Raw genomic sequence first — 14514 nt, 5'->3', positions numbered from 1 at the left:
TATTTTTTATTCCCTACTTATTTGTATAAAAAACAATATGAAAAATTTACTAAAATTAGAACAACTTGGAATTTTAATTTCAATAGTCTTTATCTATTACAAACTAGATTATTCATGGTTTTGGTTTGCAATCTTATTCTTCGCACCAGATATTTTAATGATTGGTTATCTTTTCGGAAATAAAATTGGAGCAATTAGTTACAATCTTGTTCATAACTACATTCTTACATTTAGCTTAATTATAATCGGATATTTAATAAATAATCAAACACTTATAATGATTGGACTAATATTTACAGCTCATACTTCATTCGATCGATTTTTAGGATTTGGATTAAAAACTTTCGAAGGTTTCAAGTTTACTCACCTCAATTAATGATAAAATTAGATTAAACTTTTCTACCTTAGCTATTCTATAAATAGCACATGAAAAATTTACTTTATACAACACTTACATTAGTATCAATAACTGCTTTTGGACAAAATATTCCGAATCAAACTATTGATGAAGTTACAGAAAATGCAATCAAAACATTTGATGTTCCAGGAATTTCGGTAGCCGTTATCAAAGACGGAACAATTATTCATAGCAAAGGTTATGGTCTAAAATCTATCAATAGTAAAGAAAAAGTACAATCTTCTACAAATTTCGGAATTGCATCTAATTCAAAAGCTTTTACAGCAGCGGCTTTAGCTATTTTGGTTGATGAAAATAAAATTAAATGGGACGATAAAGTCATCACGTATATTCCAGAATTTAAAATGTATAATGATTATGTAACCAATGAATTTACAATTCGCGATTTGTTAACTCATCGTAGCGGACTTGGCTTGGGTGCAGGAGATTTGATGGTTTGGCCAGATGGAAATAATTTTACACCAACAGATATTATTAACAATATACATTATCTGAAACCTGTTTCGGGATTTAGAGCAAAATATGACTATGATAATTTATTGTATATTATTGCGGGAGTTGTTGTAGAAAGAGTTTCAGGACAATCTTGGATAGATTTTGTTACAAAACGATTAATAGAACCAATAGGTATGACACACACTGCTGCAAGCTGGAATGTCTTGAAAGATCGCAAAGATGTCATCGACCCACATGTGTCTATTGATGGTAAATTACAAGTAATTGAGCGTTATAAAAACCCAATTTTTGATGCTGCGGCAGGACTTTATTCTAATGTTGATGATTTAGCAAAATGGTTACAATTTAATCTAAACAAAGGAAAAATAAATGGAAAACAAATCATTTCTGAGAAGCAAATGCAAGAAATGATTACACCTCAAACTTTGCAAGCAAATCGTACAACTTCGCCTTACAATTCATTGTTCAAAGCGTATGGTTTAGGTTGGCAATTGCAGGATATGAACGGAAAATTAGAAGTTTCGCACACTGGTGGATTAGAAGGTATTGTAACACAAACGATGTTTTATCCTCAATTAAATTTAGGAATTGTTATTTTAACTAATCAACAGCAAGGCTTGGCTTTCAGAGCGATTTCTAATACGATTAAAGATTTTTATTTAGGTAATAAATCGACAAATTGGGTTGAAAATTATGATAAAATATTAAAACAAAATGTTGCTGAAGCTGATGTTATAACAGAAGAAGTTTGGAAAACTGTAGACGCAAACAAAAAAAATAAAGCAATAAAATTTGATGCAAAAGCTTTAATCGGAACTTACAAAGACAATTGGTTTGGTGATGTGGAGATTTATGAAAAGAAAGGAAAATTAATTTTCGAATCGAAACGCTCGCCACAATTAACAGGAGAATTATTTTTCTACAAAGACAATACATTTGCTGTAAAATGGTACAACCGATATTTCCACGCTGATGCATTTGTTTATGCAGAAATGAAAGATGGAAAAATGACAGGTTTCAAAATGAAAGCCATTTCTCCGTTAACAGATTTCAGTTACGACTTCCACGATTTAGACTTTACAAGAAAATAAATTTTAAATTTTGTCAAGCTGAATTAAATTCAGCTTCTCATCAATTCAAATCAATATGTGATCCTGAAACAAGTTCAGGATGACTTAAAAAAACTCAGGGTCACATCATTTTAATTATATGAAATTCAAAGGTTACGCGTATGGATTAATTTCGTCCATATCTTATGGATTAATTCCATTATTTATCTTACCTATAAAACAAGCAAATTTTTCGATGGATACAACATTATTCTATCGATTCTTTTTCTCTGCATTGATTGTTGGAGCGTATTTATTCATCACAAAACAATCATTTAAAATAGATGTAAAACAACTTCCAGTTTTAGTTGTTTTAGGATTATTGTACGGAATATCTGCTGATGCATTATTTCTCGGTTACGATTATTTATCCGCCGGAATCGCCTCCACTCTATTATTTGTTTATCCGTTAATTGTCGCCATTATAATGGCTGTTTTTTTCAAAGAAAGAATCACAATTTCGACCATTGCAGCTATTATTTTTGTGTTAGCTGGCGTTATTTTGTTAAGTTTTAAAGATGGAAAATTCGAGTTAAATCCACTCGGATTAGGAATTGTATTCGTCAGCGCTTTAGGTTACGGATTATATATTGTGACAGTCAACAAATCGAAAGCACGAGATATAAAAGGTTTTACATTAAGCTTTTATTCATTTTTATTTACAACGATTTATTACGCAATAAAAATGATTATTCACAAAGAATCCTTCATTTTACCATCATTAGAATTAACCATCAATTTTTTTACATTCGCATTCGTTACAACAGTAATTTCGAGTATTGCATTAATATTTGCCATCAAAAATATTGGTTCTACAGCCACTTCTATTCTTGGCGCATCAGAACCTGTGGTTGCAGTCGCGGTAAGCGTATTGATTTTTGGAGAAGATTTTTCGATGAGTTTAGCTTTAGGAATTTTTATGATTATTCTGGGCGTAATGCTAAATGTGATTGGTGACGCATATCAACAAAAAAGATTGAAGAAATTGTAAATCCTATTTTTAACTTTGCAGTAATGAAACAGAAATTTAATCCCGAAGGTTGGAACCGACAAGAGCATTACAATATGTTCGCAAATATGGACAATCCGTATGTCGGAATTGTAGCAGAAGTAGACTGTACAAAGGCTTACGCATTTGCAAAAGCGAATAAAATTTCTTTTTTTGCGATTTATTTACATTGTTCTATGATTGCAGAAAATCGTATAAAAGAGTTTAAATATCGTATTGAAGATGATGAAATTTTTGTGTACGAACATTTAGATTGCGGTACAACAATTGGTCGAAAAGATGGAACTTTTGGTTTTGCTTTGATGAATTTTACAGAAGATTTTGAAACTTTCAATCTTCAATTGCAAGAACAAATTGCAAGCGTAGAAAATTCGGTTGGTTTGCACATCAAAAATGAAGAAATTACCATTGGTTTGGTGCGTCATTCTACCTTTCCTTGGTCGAGATTTACAGGATTAACACAGCCTTCTAACTTTGGAACGAAAGAGTCTATTCCTCGTATTATTTTCGGAAAAGCATATAAAGAAAATGATAAAATGTATATGCCTGTTTCAGTAGAAGCTAATCATGGTTTTGTCGACGGTTTGCATCTTGCCAACTATTTACAAGAATTTGAAAAAGAATTAGGGAAGTTTTAAAATAGTAAAACGAATTTCGAGTTTCGAAATTCGTTTTTTTTATTTTGAATTAGACTCAACTGGAGGTTCTGGTTCTACAACTTCCCAAAAAGGAAAATATTTACTATCCTCTTCAGGAATTATATCATCGTATTTGGAAACAGCAAATAATTGATATTTAGAATATTCTTCATTCCAATCAAACCGAAATGTATAATTTATATAATCACAAATTGTATATTGAGGACCTAATTTATAATATTTCATATCCTTTAATTCTACAAACTCTTTAAATAATTCTTTATCTTGAATAAAAGCTAAGTAATAATCTCGATTATTATATTTAAAAATAGCTTCAAACCTTGGATTTAGTAGACAATCTTCTATTGCAAGAGTTGGAGAAACATACAATCTATTTCCTGTAAAAACAACAATAATAGTAGCAATTCCAATCTCATTTTTTTCTGCAATATCTATTACTTGTCTTATAACATTAGCTGTAACTTTATCCTTAAAAACAAAATTTAATTTTATTTCATCTGTCTTTTCCCAACCTTTAGAAGATTTATTAATTGGCTTTTCACATTGTATAAATAAACTTAAGAATAAAAAAAACATATAAATATTTCATAAATTGTGTTTAGATTAAAGATAATCAATTCACAACTACTTTTTTATTTAATTTTTTTAACCAATAAACGATGTAAAAAGTTCCGATAATTGTAGGGAGAATCCAAACATACAAATTACCTCCAAAACCAGCTCCTGCAACCAGAAAAGCTGTAACCGAAGCAATGTAAGCGCCAACCATTTTGCCGACATGTACATTTGTCCATTTCTTGAAACGTTCAGTATTTTTGTAGAATATAAAATCTCTGTACGCCATAAACGCACCTAAAACTCCGAAAATAAGAAATAAAACTCCGATACCATTTTGTTCAAAAAGAGGAATAATTCCGAAAATAATCATCACGATAGAAGCTAAAAACATAACACCTGAAATGACTTTATCAAGCTTGTTTTCGTAGTTTTTACGTTTATAATTTAGCACACGATTTCCCATCAAAATCATATAAATTGTAAAAATACCAATCATCAATAAAAACGAATTGTGGTGATTTGGCATGCTACAAATAATAAGTGAAAGTAGAGAGCTGATTAACATTCCCAAAGAGAATATTTTCCCAAATTTGGCATGAAGTTGATTTCCTTTTTTGGCAAACATAACTGCAGTTCCGGCTAATAAACCGATTCCTCCAAAAAAAGCGTGAATATAAATAATGATTTTGACTAAATTTTCCATTGTGTGTTAATTAATTATAGAATAAAATTAACCGAAAGAAAATCAAGTTTTAAATCTTTTTTACCGAATTGTCGAATTTTGAGGATGAGTTGTAATCATTCTTCAGATTTTACCATTTCGATGGCATCGTTCATCAAATCAAATTCATAACCTTTGTAAGCTAAATAGGCTTTTACTTTGTTTATTTTCTTGAATGATTCGCGTTCTGAGGCTAATAATCTGAACTTTTTTCGTGTAAGATGCAACAAATTATTCCAATATTTATCTGCATCAATTTCTTCTTTAAAGGCTTTTTCTATTAATTTCTGATCAATTTGACGAAGTTTCAATTCTTGGCGAAGTCTATTTTTTCCCCACATTTTCTGATTCACTTTTCCACGAACAAAATTATGTGCAAAACGTTCTTCATTCAGAAAACCGTAATCTATTAATTTGAAAATAATTTCGTCTTTTGCTTCTGGAATCAGATCAAAATCGCGTAGTTTTTTCTCAACTTCCCAATGACAACGATCTTGATAAAGACAATATTTTGCCATTTTATCTTTTATTTCGTTAATCGTATAGATTTTTTTTGAGTTGTCTTTGGAGAAATTCATAGTGCAAAGATATTTTTAAAAATTCATTCTTTACTCTCATTCCCATGGATTATTCAATATATTTGTTTCGACTTAAATAAACTATAATATTACTTTTTGATGAATAGAATTTCTATCCTCGACGGATTGCGCGTTTTTGCAATTCTTATTGTTATGATTGGGCATTACTTGCATAACTATGATTTACATGGAAATCAGTTTTTAGAATTTGTAAGAAATTATGGTTATTTTGGTGTTCCTTTTTTCTTTATAATTTCTGGTTTTGTAATTCTATATTCCTTAGGCGCAACAAAAAGTTATTCAGATTTCTTGAAAAAAAGATACATCAGATTAGCGCCTGCAATGTTGATTTGTTCAATAATTACATTCAGTTTTTTTAAATTTATTTATACAGGAGAAGGATTTACAAATTCAAAATCATTTGCTAATTTACTTATCGCTAATACATTTATAGATCCACATGTTTTTAATTTACCTTCTGGATATATCAAGTATTATTATTTAGATGGTTCTTACTGGAGTCTCTGGGCAGAAGTTTGTTTTTATCTTCTCATAGGGTTTTTATATTTCAAGAATAAACAAACCTATATTAGAAATTTCATACTCATTTGTGCTATTGGATTTCCTGTATATACACTGTTAAGCAGTGGTATTTCTCATAAATTTTTACAACCATATATTGGTGAGTCAACTTTAGATTATTTGAAATTAATAGGAAGATGTTTAGTGCTTTTCCGAGAATGTTTTTGGTTTATTATCGGAATGTTTTTATACAAATTATACAATAACAAAGCGGATAAAAAATACATTGTTTACATCATAATTTGTGCTATTTTATTGATTATACAAGATAAACTTGATATTGGCTTTACGTGTTTAACTGTATTTACTTTATTAGTATATTTTACTTTTATTTATAAACCACATCTTTTACATTTTCTTACAAATCCTATTCTTACAAAAATAGGTGTCAGTTCATATTCTATTTATCTTATTCACAGCTATTTAGGATTGGGTATTATAGAAATGTATACTCAATATGTTGGAAAACAATCTTATGTCATTTATTTTATAATGATTATTGCAGTACTTCTATTCGGATTGTTTAGTTATAAATATTTAGAAAGACCAATTTCTAATTTCATCAAAAAAATATTATTTTCTCAAAAATAAAAAAACGACTGAATCCTAAGATTCAGTCGTTTTTGTTTTATTATAATTTTTCTTCTAAGCCTTCTTTAATTCTGCGATATAAGCTGTAGGATTTTCTGCATTAAAAACTGCCGAACCTGCAACAATAGCATCTGCACCAGCTTCTACTAATTTCGAAGCGTTTTGTACACCAACTCCTCCATCAATTTCGATGATAACATTTGCGCCAGCTTCCGTTATCATTTTCTTTAATTTTGATACTTTATTGTATGTATTTTCGATAAATTTTTGACCTCCAAAACCTGGATTTACACTCATGATTAAAACTAAATCTAAATCATTTATTACATCTTCTAAAACCGAAACAGGTGTATGTGGATTTAACGCTACACCAGCTTTCATACCTTCTGCTTTTATTGCTTGTATTGTACGATGAAGATGTGTACACGCCTCATAATGAACTGTCAAAATATCTGCACCAACTTCTTTGAAAGCCGTGATATAACGATCTGGATCAACAATCATCAGGTGTACGTCAAGAACTTTGTCTGTTAACAAATTTATTTTCTCGATAATTGGCATTCCGTAAGAGATATTCGGAACAAAAACGCCGTCCATAACGTCTAAATGAAACCATTCTGCTTGCGAATTATTGACCATTTCGATGTCTTTTGCTAAATTACCGAAATCTGCGGCTAAAATTGAAGGTGCTACTATTGGCATAATTAAATTGTTTGTTTGTATTTGTTTTGTCGTGCAAAGGTAAGGAATAAAAAAATCGCTGAAAAGTCAGCGATTGAAAATATTTTTAGTTAGAAATTATAACCAACTCGAAAGCCTAAATCTATTGTAGTTCCGATCTCGGTTTTTTTAGAGGAATTATAATTTTGAAGTTCATTATCCCAATTTAATTTATCTTCTTGATAAAAAGCTAAACCTAATCCTGTATAAAACTCGTAAAAGAAATTTTGAGCAAAAGAACGCTTCAATCCATAATTTACAGTTAAAGAACCTTGTGGATTTACATTTAAACGATCTCCATTAGATGCTGTAAGCCAATCTGGAATAAAATTTCCTTTTAGTGCGATATAATTTCCTGAATTGTTTTTCGTATTTCTTCCTTTACCAATTCTTCGGTCAAAATTGTAATAATAACGTCCTTCTAAGGATAAACTTGTTGTTAGAATATAATCAAAATCACTTCCACTAAAATCATTATTACTATAAGAAAAACCTCCAGCGTAGTCTAAAGAACCAACTGCCGTAAAATTATCCGAAAGTGCTTTTTCATACTGGATTCCTATACCAATAACACTGATATTTGCATTAAATAAATCTGTTGCTTTTTCTTGTGCGAACAAAGAAGAGGACAATAGAAAAGTAAAAAGTAGTTTTTTCATATTTTTGTATTAATCGACACGAATATAATATTTTCTGAATATTCAACAAAAAAAATATTAATCCAAAAATACCTTATTATCAATAAAATTATAAGGTTCTTCGTCTGTTTTATCTTCATTGATAATAAAATGAATAGAATCCTTCGACATAAACAAAAACGTATAATGATCTGCTTTTTCATCAGATTCTCTATACTCAAAATAATCCTCACCTTTTACACACCAAAACCCTTTGTCCTCAGCATATGTTATTCGATCATCGGTATATATTGTTTTAAAATTAACCGTTAACGTTCCATCTATTTTTCTCGTTACAATCCAACTATTTGTTTCGCCTTTAAAAAATTTCCCGTGATCTGTCCCAGACCAAACACCAACAAATCGTACATCAACTTCTGTTGATTTTATAAATTCTATAATTCCTATATCTTCGCCTTCATTCATACATTAAAACTAAATTAAAGTTTCTTTAAAATCTTTAAATTATTTAATTCTTCATCCGAAAAGAGTTTACTTTGCTTATGGGATAAAACTACAAAATTATGGAAAATAATATGCTTAATCAACATCCTGCTGATGTCGCAGAACAATTAGCTGGATTAGACATAAAAAGTAGAAATATTGCATTTTATATGCTTTCTAATGATGAAAAAGTAGATGTTTTCTCTTATTTTGATTCTGATATACAACAAGAAATCGTTAAAAGTTTAACCGACAAAGATTTGGCTGATGTCTTAAATAATCTTGATCCTGATGATAGAACAGAACTTTTTGAGAATTTTCCTGACGAATTAATTAAGCATTCTATTAATCTTCTTAATCCCGAAGAACGCCTAATTGCACTGAATTTGATTGGATACAAAGAAGATTCTATTGCTCGTCTGATGACGCCAAATTATATACAAGTCAAAGAATATTATACCGTAAAACAAGTTTTGGCGCACATCAAAAAATATGGTAAAAAGGCTGAAACCCTAAATTATATTTTTATTGTTGATGATCAAAATAGATTGATAGATGATCTTAAAATCGGGGAAATATTATTGGCTGATGACGAAACAAAAGTATCAGAATTAATGGATAATAATTTTGTTTCTCTAACAACAACAACCCAAATAGAAAATGCTTTTGAAGTTTTTGAAAAATATGATCGTTTTACTATTCCTATTGTAACCGTAAATGGAATTTTGGTTGGTATTGTAACCTTTGATGATATTCTTGACCGAATGAAAATGCGTGATACAGAAGATATTCAGAAATTTGGAGGTATGGAAGAATTAGATGTTTCGTATACCAAAACGCCTATTGCCGAATTAATAAAAAAACGTGCAGGTTGGTTGGTTATTCTTTTTGTTGGCGAAATGTTTACTGCTTCCGCAATGAGTTATTATGACGAAGAAATTGCAAAAGCTGTTGTCTTAGCATTATTTGTTCCGCTGATTATTTCGAGTGGAGGAAATTCTGGTTCACAAGCCGCATCGTTAATTATTCGTGCAATGGCTTTGGGAGAATTAAAGCTAAAAGATTGGTGGTATGTAATGAAAAAAGAATTTACTTCGGGCTTGATTCTTGGAGGAATTTTAGGTTTTGTAGGATTTATTCGAATTGCAATTTGGCAAAAATCTGGTATTTATGATTATGGTGAATATTGGATTTACATTGCTTTTACAGTTGCATTATCCTTAATAGCAATTGTTTTGTGGGGAACACTTTCTGGCTCATTAGTTCCATTTATTCTTCGAAAAATAGGATTTGATCCTGCCACAGCTTCATCTCCATTTGTCGCAACTTTGGTAGATGTTTCTGGATTAATCATTTATTTTTCTATCGCCGCAACTTTACTTAGTGGAAAATTATTATAACAAAAAAATCCAGTTTCTTAGAAACTGGATTTTTTTATTTTTTTCGATTATCTATAAACTCATATTCATTATTATTTTGATCAAATGACATTTCGAAAACTTTAAATTTTATTTGATTAATATTCAATACTTCAAAAGTATAAACATCTGTCATATCAGACTCTTCATGATATTCGTAAAACTTATTATCTTTTACCCACCATTTTCCTTTTTCTGTAAAACGATTTGTTTTTCCTCCTTTCATTTTAGTTTTAAAATCTAAAAGAAATGTTCCATCAGCATTTCTTGTCATTGTCCATTCTTTAGACAATCCTTCTTCTTGATTATCCTTTTCCGAACCAACCCAAACACCTACTAATCTACTGTCTTGAATACCATCAGAGGGATCGTATGAAAAGCCATTCATTTTATCATTCATATCCAACATTTTTTGTAATGTTTTTACTTTAAAAATTGAATAACGATCTTCATAATAATTTGATTGATCTGTTGTTTTTTCTTCTAAGAATTTTTCTGACCTAAAACCTAATGGAAGTTTGTTTTTTCTTACTTTAAAATCGATTTGATTTTGAATAATCTTGTAAGTATATTCATCATTATATTCTTCTCCTATTTCTGTGTATATGCCGTTATCAGTACTCCAGTGTCCGGTTTCCTTTGTATAGATAGAATCATTCTTATAAATTAATTCTAAATACAATGTAAAAGTACCATCCGCTTTCCTATCAACAAAAGAATTTCCTTTTACAGGATCATTCTTAGTTGGATATATAGTAGATTTCCAGAATCCAACTAAATTTTGATCAACTTTATTTTGACCAAATGAAAAAAATGAAAAAATGAATGTGAATAATGTAGCGTAAATAATTTTATTCATAGTAATCTGATAATTTAAATTTTATAAAAAAAATCCAGCCAATTGGCTGGATTTATATTTTTTATCGTCCGATATATGTTTTCAAGATTTTTGATCTCGATGTATGTTTTAAACGGCGAATTGCTTTTTCTTTAATTTGACGAACACGTTCTCTTGTTAAGTCAAACGTTTCTCCAATTTCTTCTAACGTCATTGGGTGTTCACCATTCAATCCAAAATATAAACGAATTAAATCTGCTTCACGAGGCGTTAATGTTTGCAATGCACGCTCAATCTCTACACGTAAAGATTCTATCATCAATTGCATATCTGGTGATGGAGATTCTCCGATGTTTAATACATCATATAAGTTAGAATCTTCTCCTTCTACCAACGGCGCGTCCATAGATACGTGACGACCAGAGTTTTTCATCGACTCTTTTACATCACCTTCAGACATATCCAATACTTCAGAAATTTCTTCTGCAGATGGAGCACGTTCGTGTTCTTGCTCTAATAAAGCGTATGCTTTATTAATTTTATTGATAGATCCAATTTTGTTTAATGGTAAACGTACAATACGAGATTGTTCTGCTAATGCTTGTAAAATAGATTGACGAATCCACCAAACAGCATACGAAATGAATTTGAAACCACGTGTTTCATCAAAACGTTGTGCAGCTTTTATCAAACCTAAATTTCCTTCATTAATTAAATCTGGTAAACTTAATCCTTGATTTTGATATTGTTTCGCAACAGAAACTACGAAACGTAAGTTTGCTTTTGTTAATTTCTCTAAGGCAACACGATCTCCTGCTTTTATGCGTTGAGCTAACTCAACTTCTTCCTCTGCAGTAATTAAATCTACTTTACCAATTTCTTGTAAATATTTATCTAATGACGCAGTTTCACGATTTGTTACCTGCTTTGTAATTTTAAGCTGTCTCATTTAACTAAAACCCTCTTATTTAATATGATTAATATCGATTTCTTTTGGTGAATTATTAACACCTCTATATATGTATACGCAGATAACTAGAAAAGGTTACAAAATATTGTAAAATATTTCAGAATTAACGTCTTAAAATTTCGTAAATCATTTGAGCAGCCAATTTTGAGGTCGAGTTATCAACATCAAACTGGGGATTATACTCCACTAAATCAAAAAGTTTTACTTTATTTGAGTTCATCAAAACCTTCAAAATATATTTAACTTGAAAAGGCGATAATCCATTAATTGTTGTCGCACTTACACCTGGCGCATATGCTGCATCAAAAACATCCATATCCAAGGAAACATAAATTGCATCAAATTGTGCGATATATTCTCTAATTTTATCTAAAGTTAGATTTAGATTGAAATGAATTTCATCTGCCAGAATAAAATTTACGTTCAACTTTTCTGCACGAGCAAATAAAGCTGTCGTATTTCCTAATTCTTGAATACCAATTGGCATATAATTAAACGTCAACTTATTTTCTTCACAATACTTTGCCATTTCGTAAAAAGGTGTTCCAGATGTAGAAATAGGTGTTGGTTGACGCAAATCAAAATGTGCATCAAGATTAATGATTGCTATTTTTTTGTAATTTTTTGCAAAAGCCAAAAAATTACCCAAAGCAGTTTCGTGTCCACCTCCAATTACAATTGGAAAATGATTTTGCCTTAAAACAGAATCTACTTGATGTATTTGTTCTTCTCTTGCTTCTTCTAAATTATGATTGTCACAATATATATTACCGGCATCAAAAATAGAATTATTTGATTCGAAATGAACAGGTAAATTTGCTAAACTTTTACGAATAATATCTGGTGCATCTTTTGCTCCAATTCTTCCTTTATTGCGTTCTACACCTTCTTCAGAACAAAATCCTAAAAATACTTTTGGTTCTATTGATGAAGTTTCAAATGTTGAATAATCGTTGATTACTTGATGAATTCTTAATCCTAAATCTCCATCTTCAGAATCAATTCTTCCCGTCCAAAGATCTTTATTAAAAGGTGTTTTTTTCATTATTTATAAAATTTTGGCAATGATAAATTAAATTTAACCGTAATAATTCGAATGATTGCTATCATCGCACCTGAAACAATAAAATTTATATTTCTATCGACACCAAAACTATCCAAAACCAAATAAACAATTCCACCTGCAATACATGCTGTAGCATAAATTTCTTCAACAAAAATAGTTGGTGTTTTATTAATTAAAATATCTCGTAATACGCCTCCCATTACTGCAGTAAACATTCCCATCATTACCGAAATAAAATCGTTTGCACCCAAAGAATGTGCCTTTTCTAAACCTACTATTGTAAATAATGCAATTCCAAGCGTATCAAATAACATGAGCGTTGTGCGCAATTTAGAAAAATATTTATAAAATAATCCAGCCAAAAGAATTCCTACAAAAACGGCGTAAATAACATTCATATCTGCAATCCAAACCAATGGATAACTGTTCAGAAATAAATCGCGCAAAGTACCACCACCAATCGCCGTGATAAAAGCAAAACATGTAATTCCAAACCAATCATGTTTTTGTCGTTCATCTGCCGCCAAAGCACCAGAAATAGCAAAAACTACTGTACCAATTAACTCGAAAATATATTGAATATCCATCTTGAAGAAGAAATTATAAATAAGTCGGCAAAGATACTAAAAGCTTTTTTAATGGCTTTTAAACTTTGGTAACGATAAGTTATACTTCACCGCACACAAACGTATTATAACTATAGCACCTCCAGAAACAAAGAAATTAATATTTCGACTAACATCTAAATTCCACAAAATCATATAAATTATTGCACCACAAAGACAAGCAAATGCATAAATCTCTTTTTTGAAAATAATTGGAACTTCATTTAACATCATATCACGAATTACAGATCCAAAAACGGCTGTAAACATTCCCATAATAGGAGCTATAACAGGATCAATTCCCAATCTTAGTGCTTTTTCTAATCCAACAATCGTAAATAAAGCAATCCCTAAAGTATCAAAAAGCATAAATGTTTTGCGTAATCTAAGTAAAGGTGTGTAGAAAATTGCAGCTAAAATAACACCAATTGTTACCGCATAAATTAAATTAACATCTTTTATCCACATAATATCTGCTGATAATAGAATATCACGAATTGTACCACCTCCTATCGAAGTAAGAAAAGCAATAAAAGTTACACCAAACCAATCATTTCCAGATTTTTCATCTGCAGCTAAAGCACCAGAAATACCAAAAAATAGAGTACCGAACAATTCGAAGAAATACTGAATCTCCATCAAAAATAATTTATTATGAATAATTATAAAATCACTACAAAATAAACAATTAAAAATGAATAAACAATTTAAATATTTCATTTTGGGCGTTCCCTTCGGTCGGGCTATTCACTCCAATCTTTTGTGGAAGAAGATTTGGGTACAATAATAACATTCAGATATCCACAAAAGGATTTCCGCTGCTATCCCTAACGCAAACTCAGTTCTAAGCTCTAAGCCGTAAGTTATAAGTTTTATATTATTATTTTAAGTTCTAAGTATAAACCCAATTTGTCCTGCTGAACTCGTTTTAGCATCGCATCTTATATTCAAGGTATAAGTATTCAGTTCTATCTTTTAAGTGTTCCTTTCTAACTTCTAGTTACTAATTCCTAACCTCTATTTTCGAACTTTCTTAAACACAAAAAAGTCTCAAGAACTAAATCTTGAGACTTTTTATAAAAACTGGCGACGACC

Annotated in this window: 17 protein-coding genes; 6 read left to right on the top strand and 11 right to left on the bottom strand. The window is 30.2% G+C overall.

Features of this window, described 5'->3' with window-relative positions; translation table 11 throughout:
* Positions 1–37: 37 nt before the first annotated feature.
* The 4 genes from RSC72_RS09840 (at position 38) to RSC72_RS09825 (ending at position 3630) form a co-directional block, all read left to right on the top strand.
* On the top strand, positions 38–376 hold the full coding sequence (locus RSC72_RS09840) for a DUF4260 domain-containing protein (protein ID WP_332545958.1): 339 nt from the start codon (positions 38–40) through the stop codon (positions 374–376).
* Positions 377–426: 50 nt separating this feature from the next.
* Positions 427–1965 (top strand): serine hydrolase, encoded by a 1539-nt coding sequence (locus RSC72_RS09835; RefSeq protein ID WP_332545956.1) that lies wholly within the window; start codon positions 427–429, stop codon positions 1963–1965.
* Positions 1966–2083: 118 nt separating this feature from the next.
* Positions 2084–2974, top strand: coding sequence for a DMT family transporter (locus tag RSC72_RS09830; protein WP_332545954.1), 891 nt, complete (start codon positions 2084–2086; stop codon positions 2972–2974).
* A 23-nt stretch (positions 2975–2997) separates the two neighbouring features.
* Complete coding sequence (locus RSC72_RS09825) at positions 2998–3630, top strand: CatA-like O-acetyltransferase (RefSeq protein WP_332545953.1); 633 nt, start codon at positions 2998–3000, stop codon at positions 3628–3630.
* A gap of 39 nt (positions 3631–3669) precedes the next feature.
* Here RSC72_RS09825 and RSC72_RS09820 read toward each other — a convergent pair whose 3' ends face one another.
* The 3 genes from RSC72_RS09820 to RSC72_RS09810 all read right to left on the bottom strand — a co-directional run bounded on the left by RSC72_RS09820 (position 3670) and on the right by RSC72_RS09810 (position 5448).
* The gene (locus RSC72_RS09820) at positions 3670–4227 is read right to left on the bottom strand and encodes a hypothetical protein (RefSeq protein WP_332545951.1); all 558 of its coding nucleotides are present in this window, start codon (positions 4225–4227) and stop codon (positions 3670–3672) included.
* 37 nt (positions 4228–4264) lie between these two features.
* Positions 4265–4912, bottom strand: a complete 648-nt coding sequence (locus RSC72_RS09815) for a hypothetical protein (protein WP_332545949.1) — start codon at positions 4910–4912, stop codon at positions 4265–4267.
* A 95-nt stretch (positions 4913–5007) separates the two neighbouring features.
* Positions 5008–5448, bottom strand: a complete 441-nt coding sequence (locus RSC72_RS09810; protein WP_332566010.1) for a regulatory protein RecX — start codon at positions 5446–5448, stop codon at positions 5008–5010.
* Positions 5449–5607: 159 nt separating this feature from the next.
* Here RSC72_RS09810 and RSC72_RS09805 point away from each other — a divergent pair, with 159 nt between their 5' ends.
* Positions 5608–6681, top strand: a complete 1074-nt coding sequence (locus RSC72_RS09805; RefSeq protein ID WP_332545945.1) for an acyltransferase family protein — start codon at positions 5608–5610, stop codon at positions 6679–6681.
* Positions 6682–6735: 54 nt separating this feature from the next.
* On the opposite strand, the gene rpe is transcribed toward RSC72_RS09805, so the two are convergent.
* From rpe to RSC72_RS09790, 3 genes are all read right to left on the bottom strand, one after another.
* Entirely contained in the window at positions 6736–7383 is a 648-nt protein-coding gene (gene rpe, locus RSC72_RS09800; protein ID WP_332545943.1) for a ribulose-phosphate 3-epimerase, read from the bottom strand.
* 89 nt (positions 7384–7472) lie between these two features.
* Positions 7473–8060 carry a hypothetical protein gene (locus tag RSC72_RS09795; RefSeq protein WP_332545941.1) on the bottom strand — a complete coding sequence of 196 codons (588 nt, stop codon included), beginning with the start codon at positions 8058–8060 and terminating at the stop codon, positions 7473–7475.
* Positions 8061–8117: 57 nt separating this feature from the next.
* On the bottom strand, positions 8118–8504 hold the full coding sequence (locus RSC72_RS09790) for a hypothetical protein (protein WP_332545939.1): 387 nt from the start codon (positions 8502–8504) through the stop codon (positions 8118–8120).
* A gap of 98 nt (positions 8505–8602) precedes the next feature.
* Here RSC72_RS09790 and mgtE point away from each other — a divergent pair, with 98 nt between their 5' ends.
* Positions 8603–9922, top strand: a complete 1320-nt coding sequence (gene mgtE, locus RSC72_RS09785) for a magnesium transporter (RefSeq protein WP_332545937.1) — start codon at positions 8603–8605, stop codon at positions 9920–9922.
* Positions 9923–9956: 34 nt separating this feature from the next.
* Here the strand turns inward: mgtE and RSC72_RS09780 are convergent, their stop codons facing one another.
* The 5 genes from RSC72_RS09780 to RSC72_RS09760 form a co-directional block, all read right to left on the bottom strand.
* Positions 9957–10799: a hypothetical protein gene (locus RSC72_RS09780; protein ID WP_332545935.1), complete on the bottom strand. Its 843-nt coding sequence runs from the start codon at positions 10797–10799 to the stop codon at positions 9957–9959.
* A gap of 61 nt (positions 10800–10860) precedes the next feature.
* A complete protein-coding gene (locus tag RSC72_RS09775; RefSeq protein ID WP_092907291.1) occupies positions 10861–11727 on the bottom strand; it encodes a sigma-70 family RNA polymerase sigma factor in 867 nt (288 codons plus the stop codon).
* Positions 11728–11851: 124 nt separating this feature from the next.
* On the bottom strand, positions 11852–12793 hold the full coding sequence (hutG, locus tag RSC72_RS09770; protein ID WP_332545932.1) for a formimidoylglutamase: 942 nt from the start codon (positions 12791–12793) through the stop codon (positions 11852–11854).
* Positions 12793–13401, bottom strand: coding sequence for a trimeric intracellular cation channel family protein (locus RSC72_RS09765; protein ID WP_332545930.1), 609 nt, complete (start codon positions 13399–13401; stop codon positions 12793–12795). Before RSC72_RS09765 ends, hutG begins: the two co-directional genes overlap by 1 nt.
* Positions 13402–13449: 48 nt before the next feature.
* Positions 13450–14058 (bottom strand): trimeric intracellular cation channel family protein, encoded by a 609-nt coding sequence (locus tag RSC72_RS09760; protein ID WP_332545928.1) that lies wholly within the window; start codon positions 14056–14058, stop codon positions 13450–13452.
* Positions 14059–14514 lie beyond the last annotated feature (456 nt).

Origin of the sequence: Algoriella sp. (assembly GCF_036647415.1) — a bacterium.
Taxonomy (GTDB): domain Bacteria; phylum Bacteroidota; class Bacteroidia; order Flavobacteriales; family Weeksellaceae; genus Empedobacter.
The sequence above is the reverse complement of the archived record's forward strand: the minus strand, read 5'-3'. Positions and strand labels throughout refer to the sequence as shown.

Coding starts and splice junctions, on each gene's coding strand:
- RSC72_RS09840 (WP_332545958.1), top strand. CDS start 38: ATGAAAAATTTACTAAAATTAGAACAACTTGGAATTTTAATTTCAATA.
- RSC72_RS09835 (WP_332545956.1), top strand. CDS start 427: ATGAAAAATTTACTTTATACAACACTTACATTAGTATCAATAACTGCT.
- RSC72_RS09830 (WP_332545954.1), top strand. CDS start 2,084: ATGAAATTCAAAGGTTACGCGTATGGATTAATTTCGTCCATATCTTAT.
- RSC72_RS09825 (WP_332545953.1), top strand. CDS start 2,998: ATGAAACAGAAATTTAATCCCGAAGGTTGGAACCGACAAGAGCATTAC.
- RSC72_RS09820 (WP_332545951.1), bottom strand. CDS start 4,227: ATGTTTTTTTTATTCTTAAGTTTATTTATACAATGTGAAAAGCCAATT.
- RSC72_RS09815 (WP_332545949.1), bottom strand. CDS start 4,912: ATGGAAAATTTAGTCAAAATCATTATTTATATTCACGCTTTTTTTGGA.
- RSC72_RS09810 (WP_332566010.1), bottom strand. CDS start 5,448: ATGGCAAAATATTGTCTTTATCAAGATCGTTGTCATTGGGAAGTTGAG.
- RSC72_RS09805 (WP_332545945.1), top strand. CDS start 5,608: ATGAATAGAATTTCTATCCTCGACGGATTGCGCGTTTTTGCAATTCTT.
- rpe (WP_332545943.1), bottom strand. CDS start 7,383: ATGCCAATAGTAGCACCTTCAATTTTAGCCGCAGATTTCGGTAATTTA.
- RSC72_RS09795 (WP_332545941.1), bottom strand. CDS start 8,060: ATGAAAAAACTACTTTTTACTTTTCTATTGTCCTCTTCTTTGTTCGCA.
- RSC72_RS09790 (WP_332545939.1), bottom strand. CDS start 8,504: ATGAATGAAGGCGAAGATATAGGAATTATAGAATTTATAAAATCAACA.
- mgtE (WP_332545937.1), top strand. CDS start 8,603: ATGGAAAATAATATGCTTAATCAACATCCTGCTGATGTCGCAGAACAA.
- RSC72_RS09780 (WP_332545935.1), bottom strand. CDS start 10,799: ATGAATAAAATTATTTACGCTACATTATTCACATTCATTTTTTCATTT.
- RSC72_RS09775 (WP_092907291.1), bottom strand. CDS start 11,727: ATGAGACAGCTTAAAATTACAAAGCAGGTAACAAATCGTGAAACTGCG.
- hutG (WP_332545932.1), bottom strand. CDS start 12,793: ATGAAAAAAACACCTTTTAATAAAGATCTTTGGACGGGAAGAATTGAT.
- RSC72_RS09765 (WP_332545930.1), bottom strand. CDS start 13,401: ATGGATATTCAATATATTTTCGAGTTAATTGGTACAGTAGTTTTTGCT.
- RSC72_RS09760 (WP_332545928.1), bottom strand. CDS start 14,058: ATGGAGATTCAGTATTTCTTCGAATTGTTCGGTACTCTATTTTTTGGT.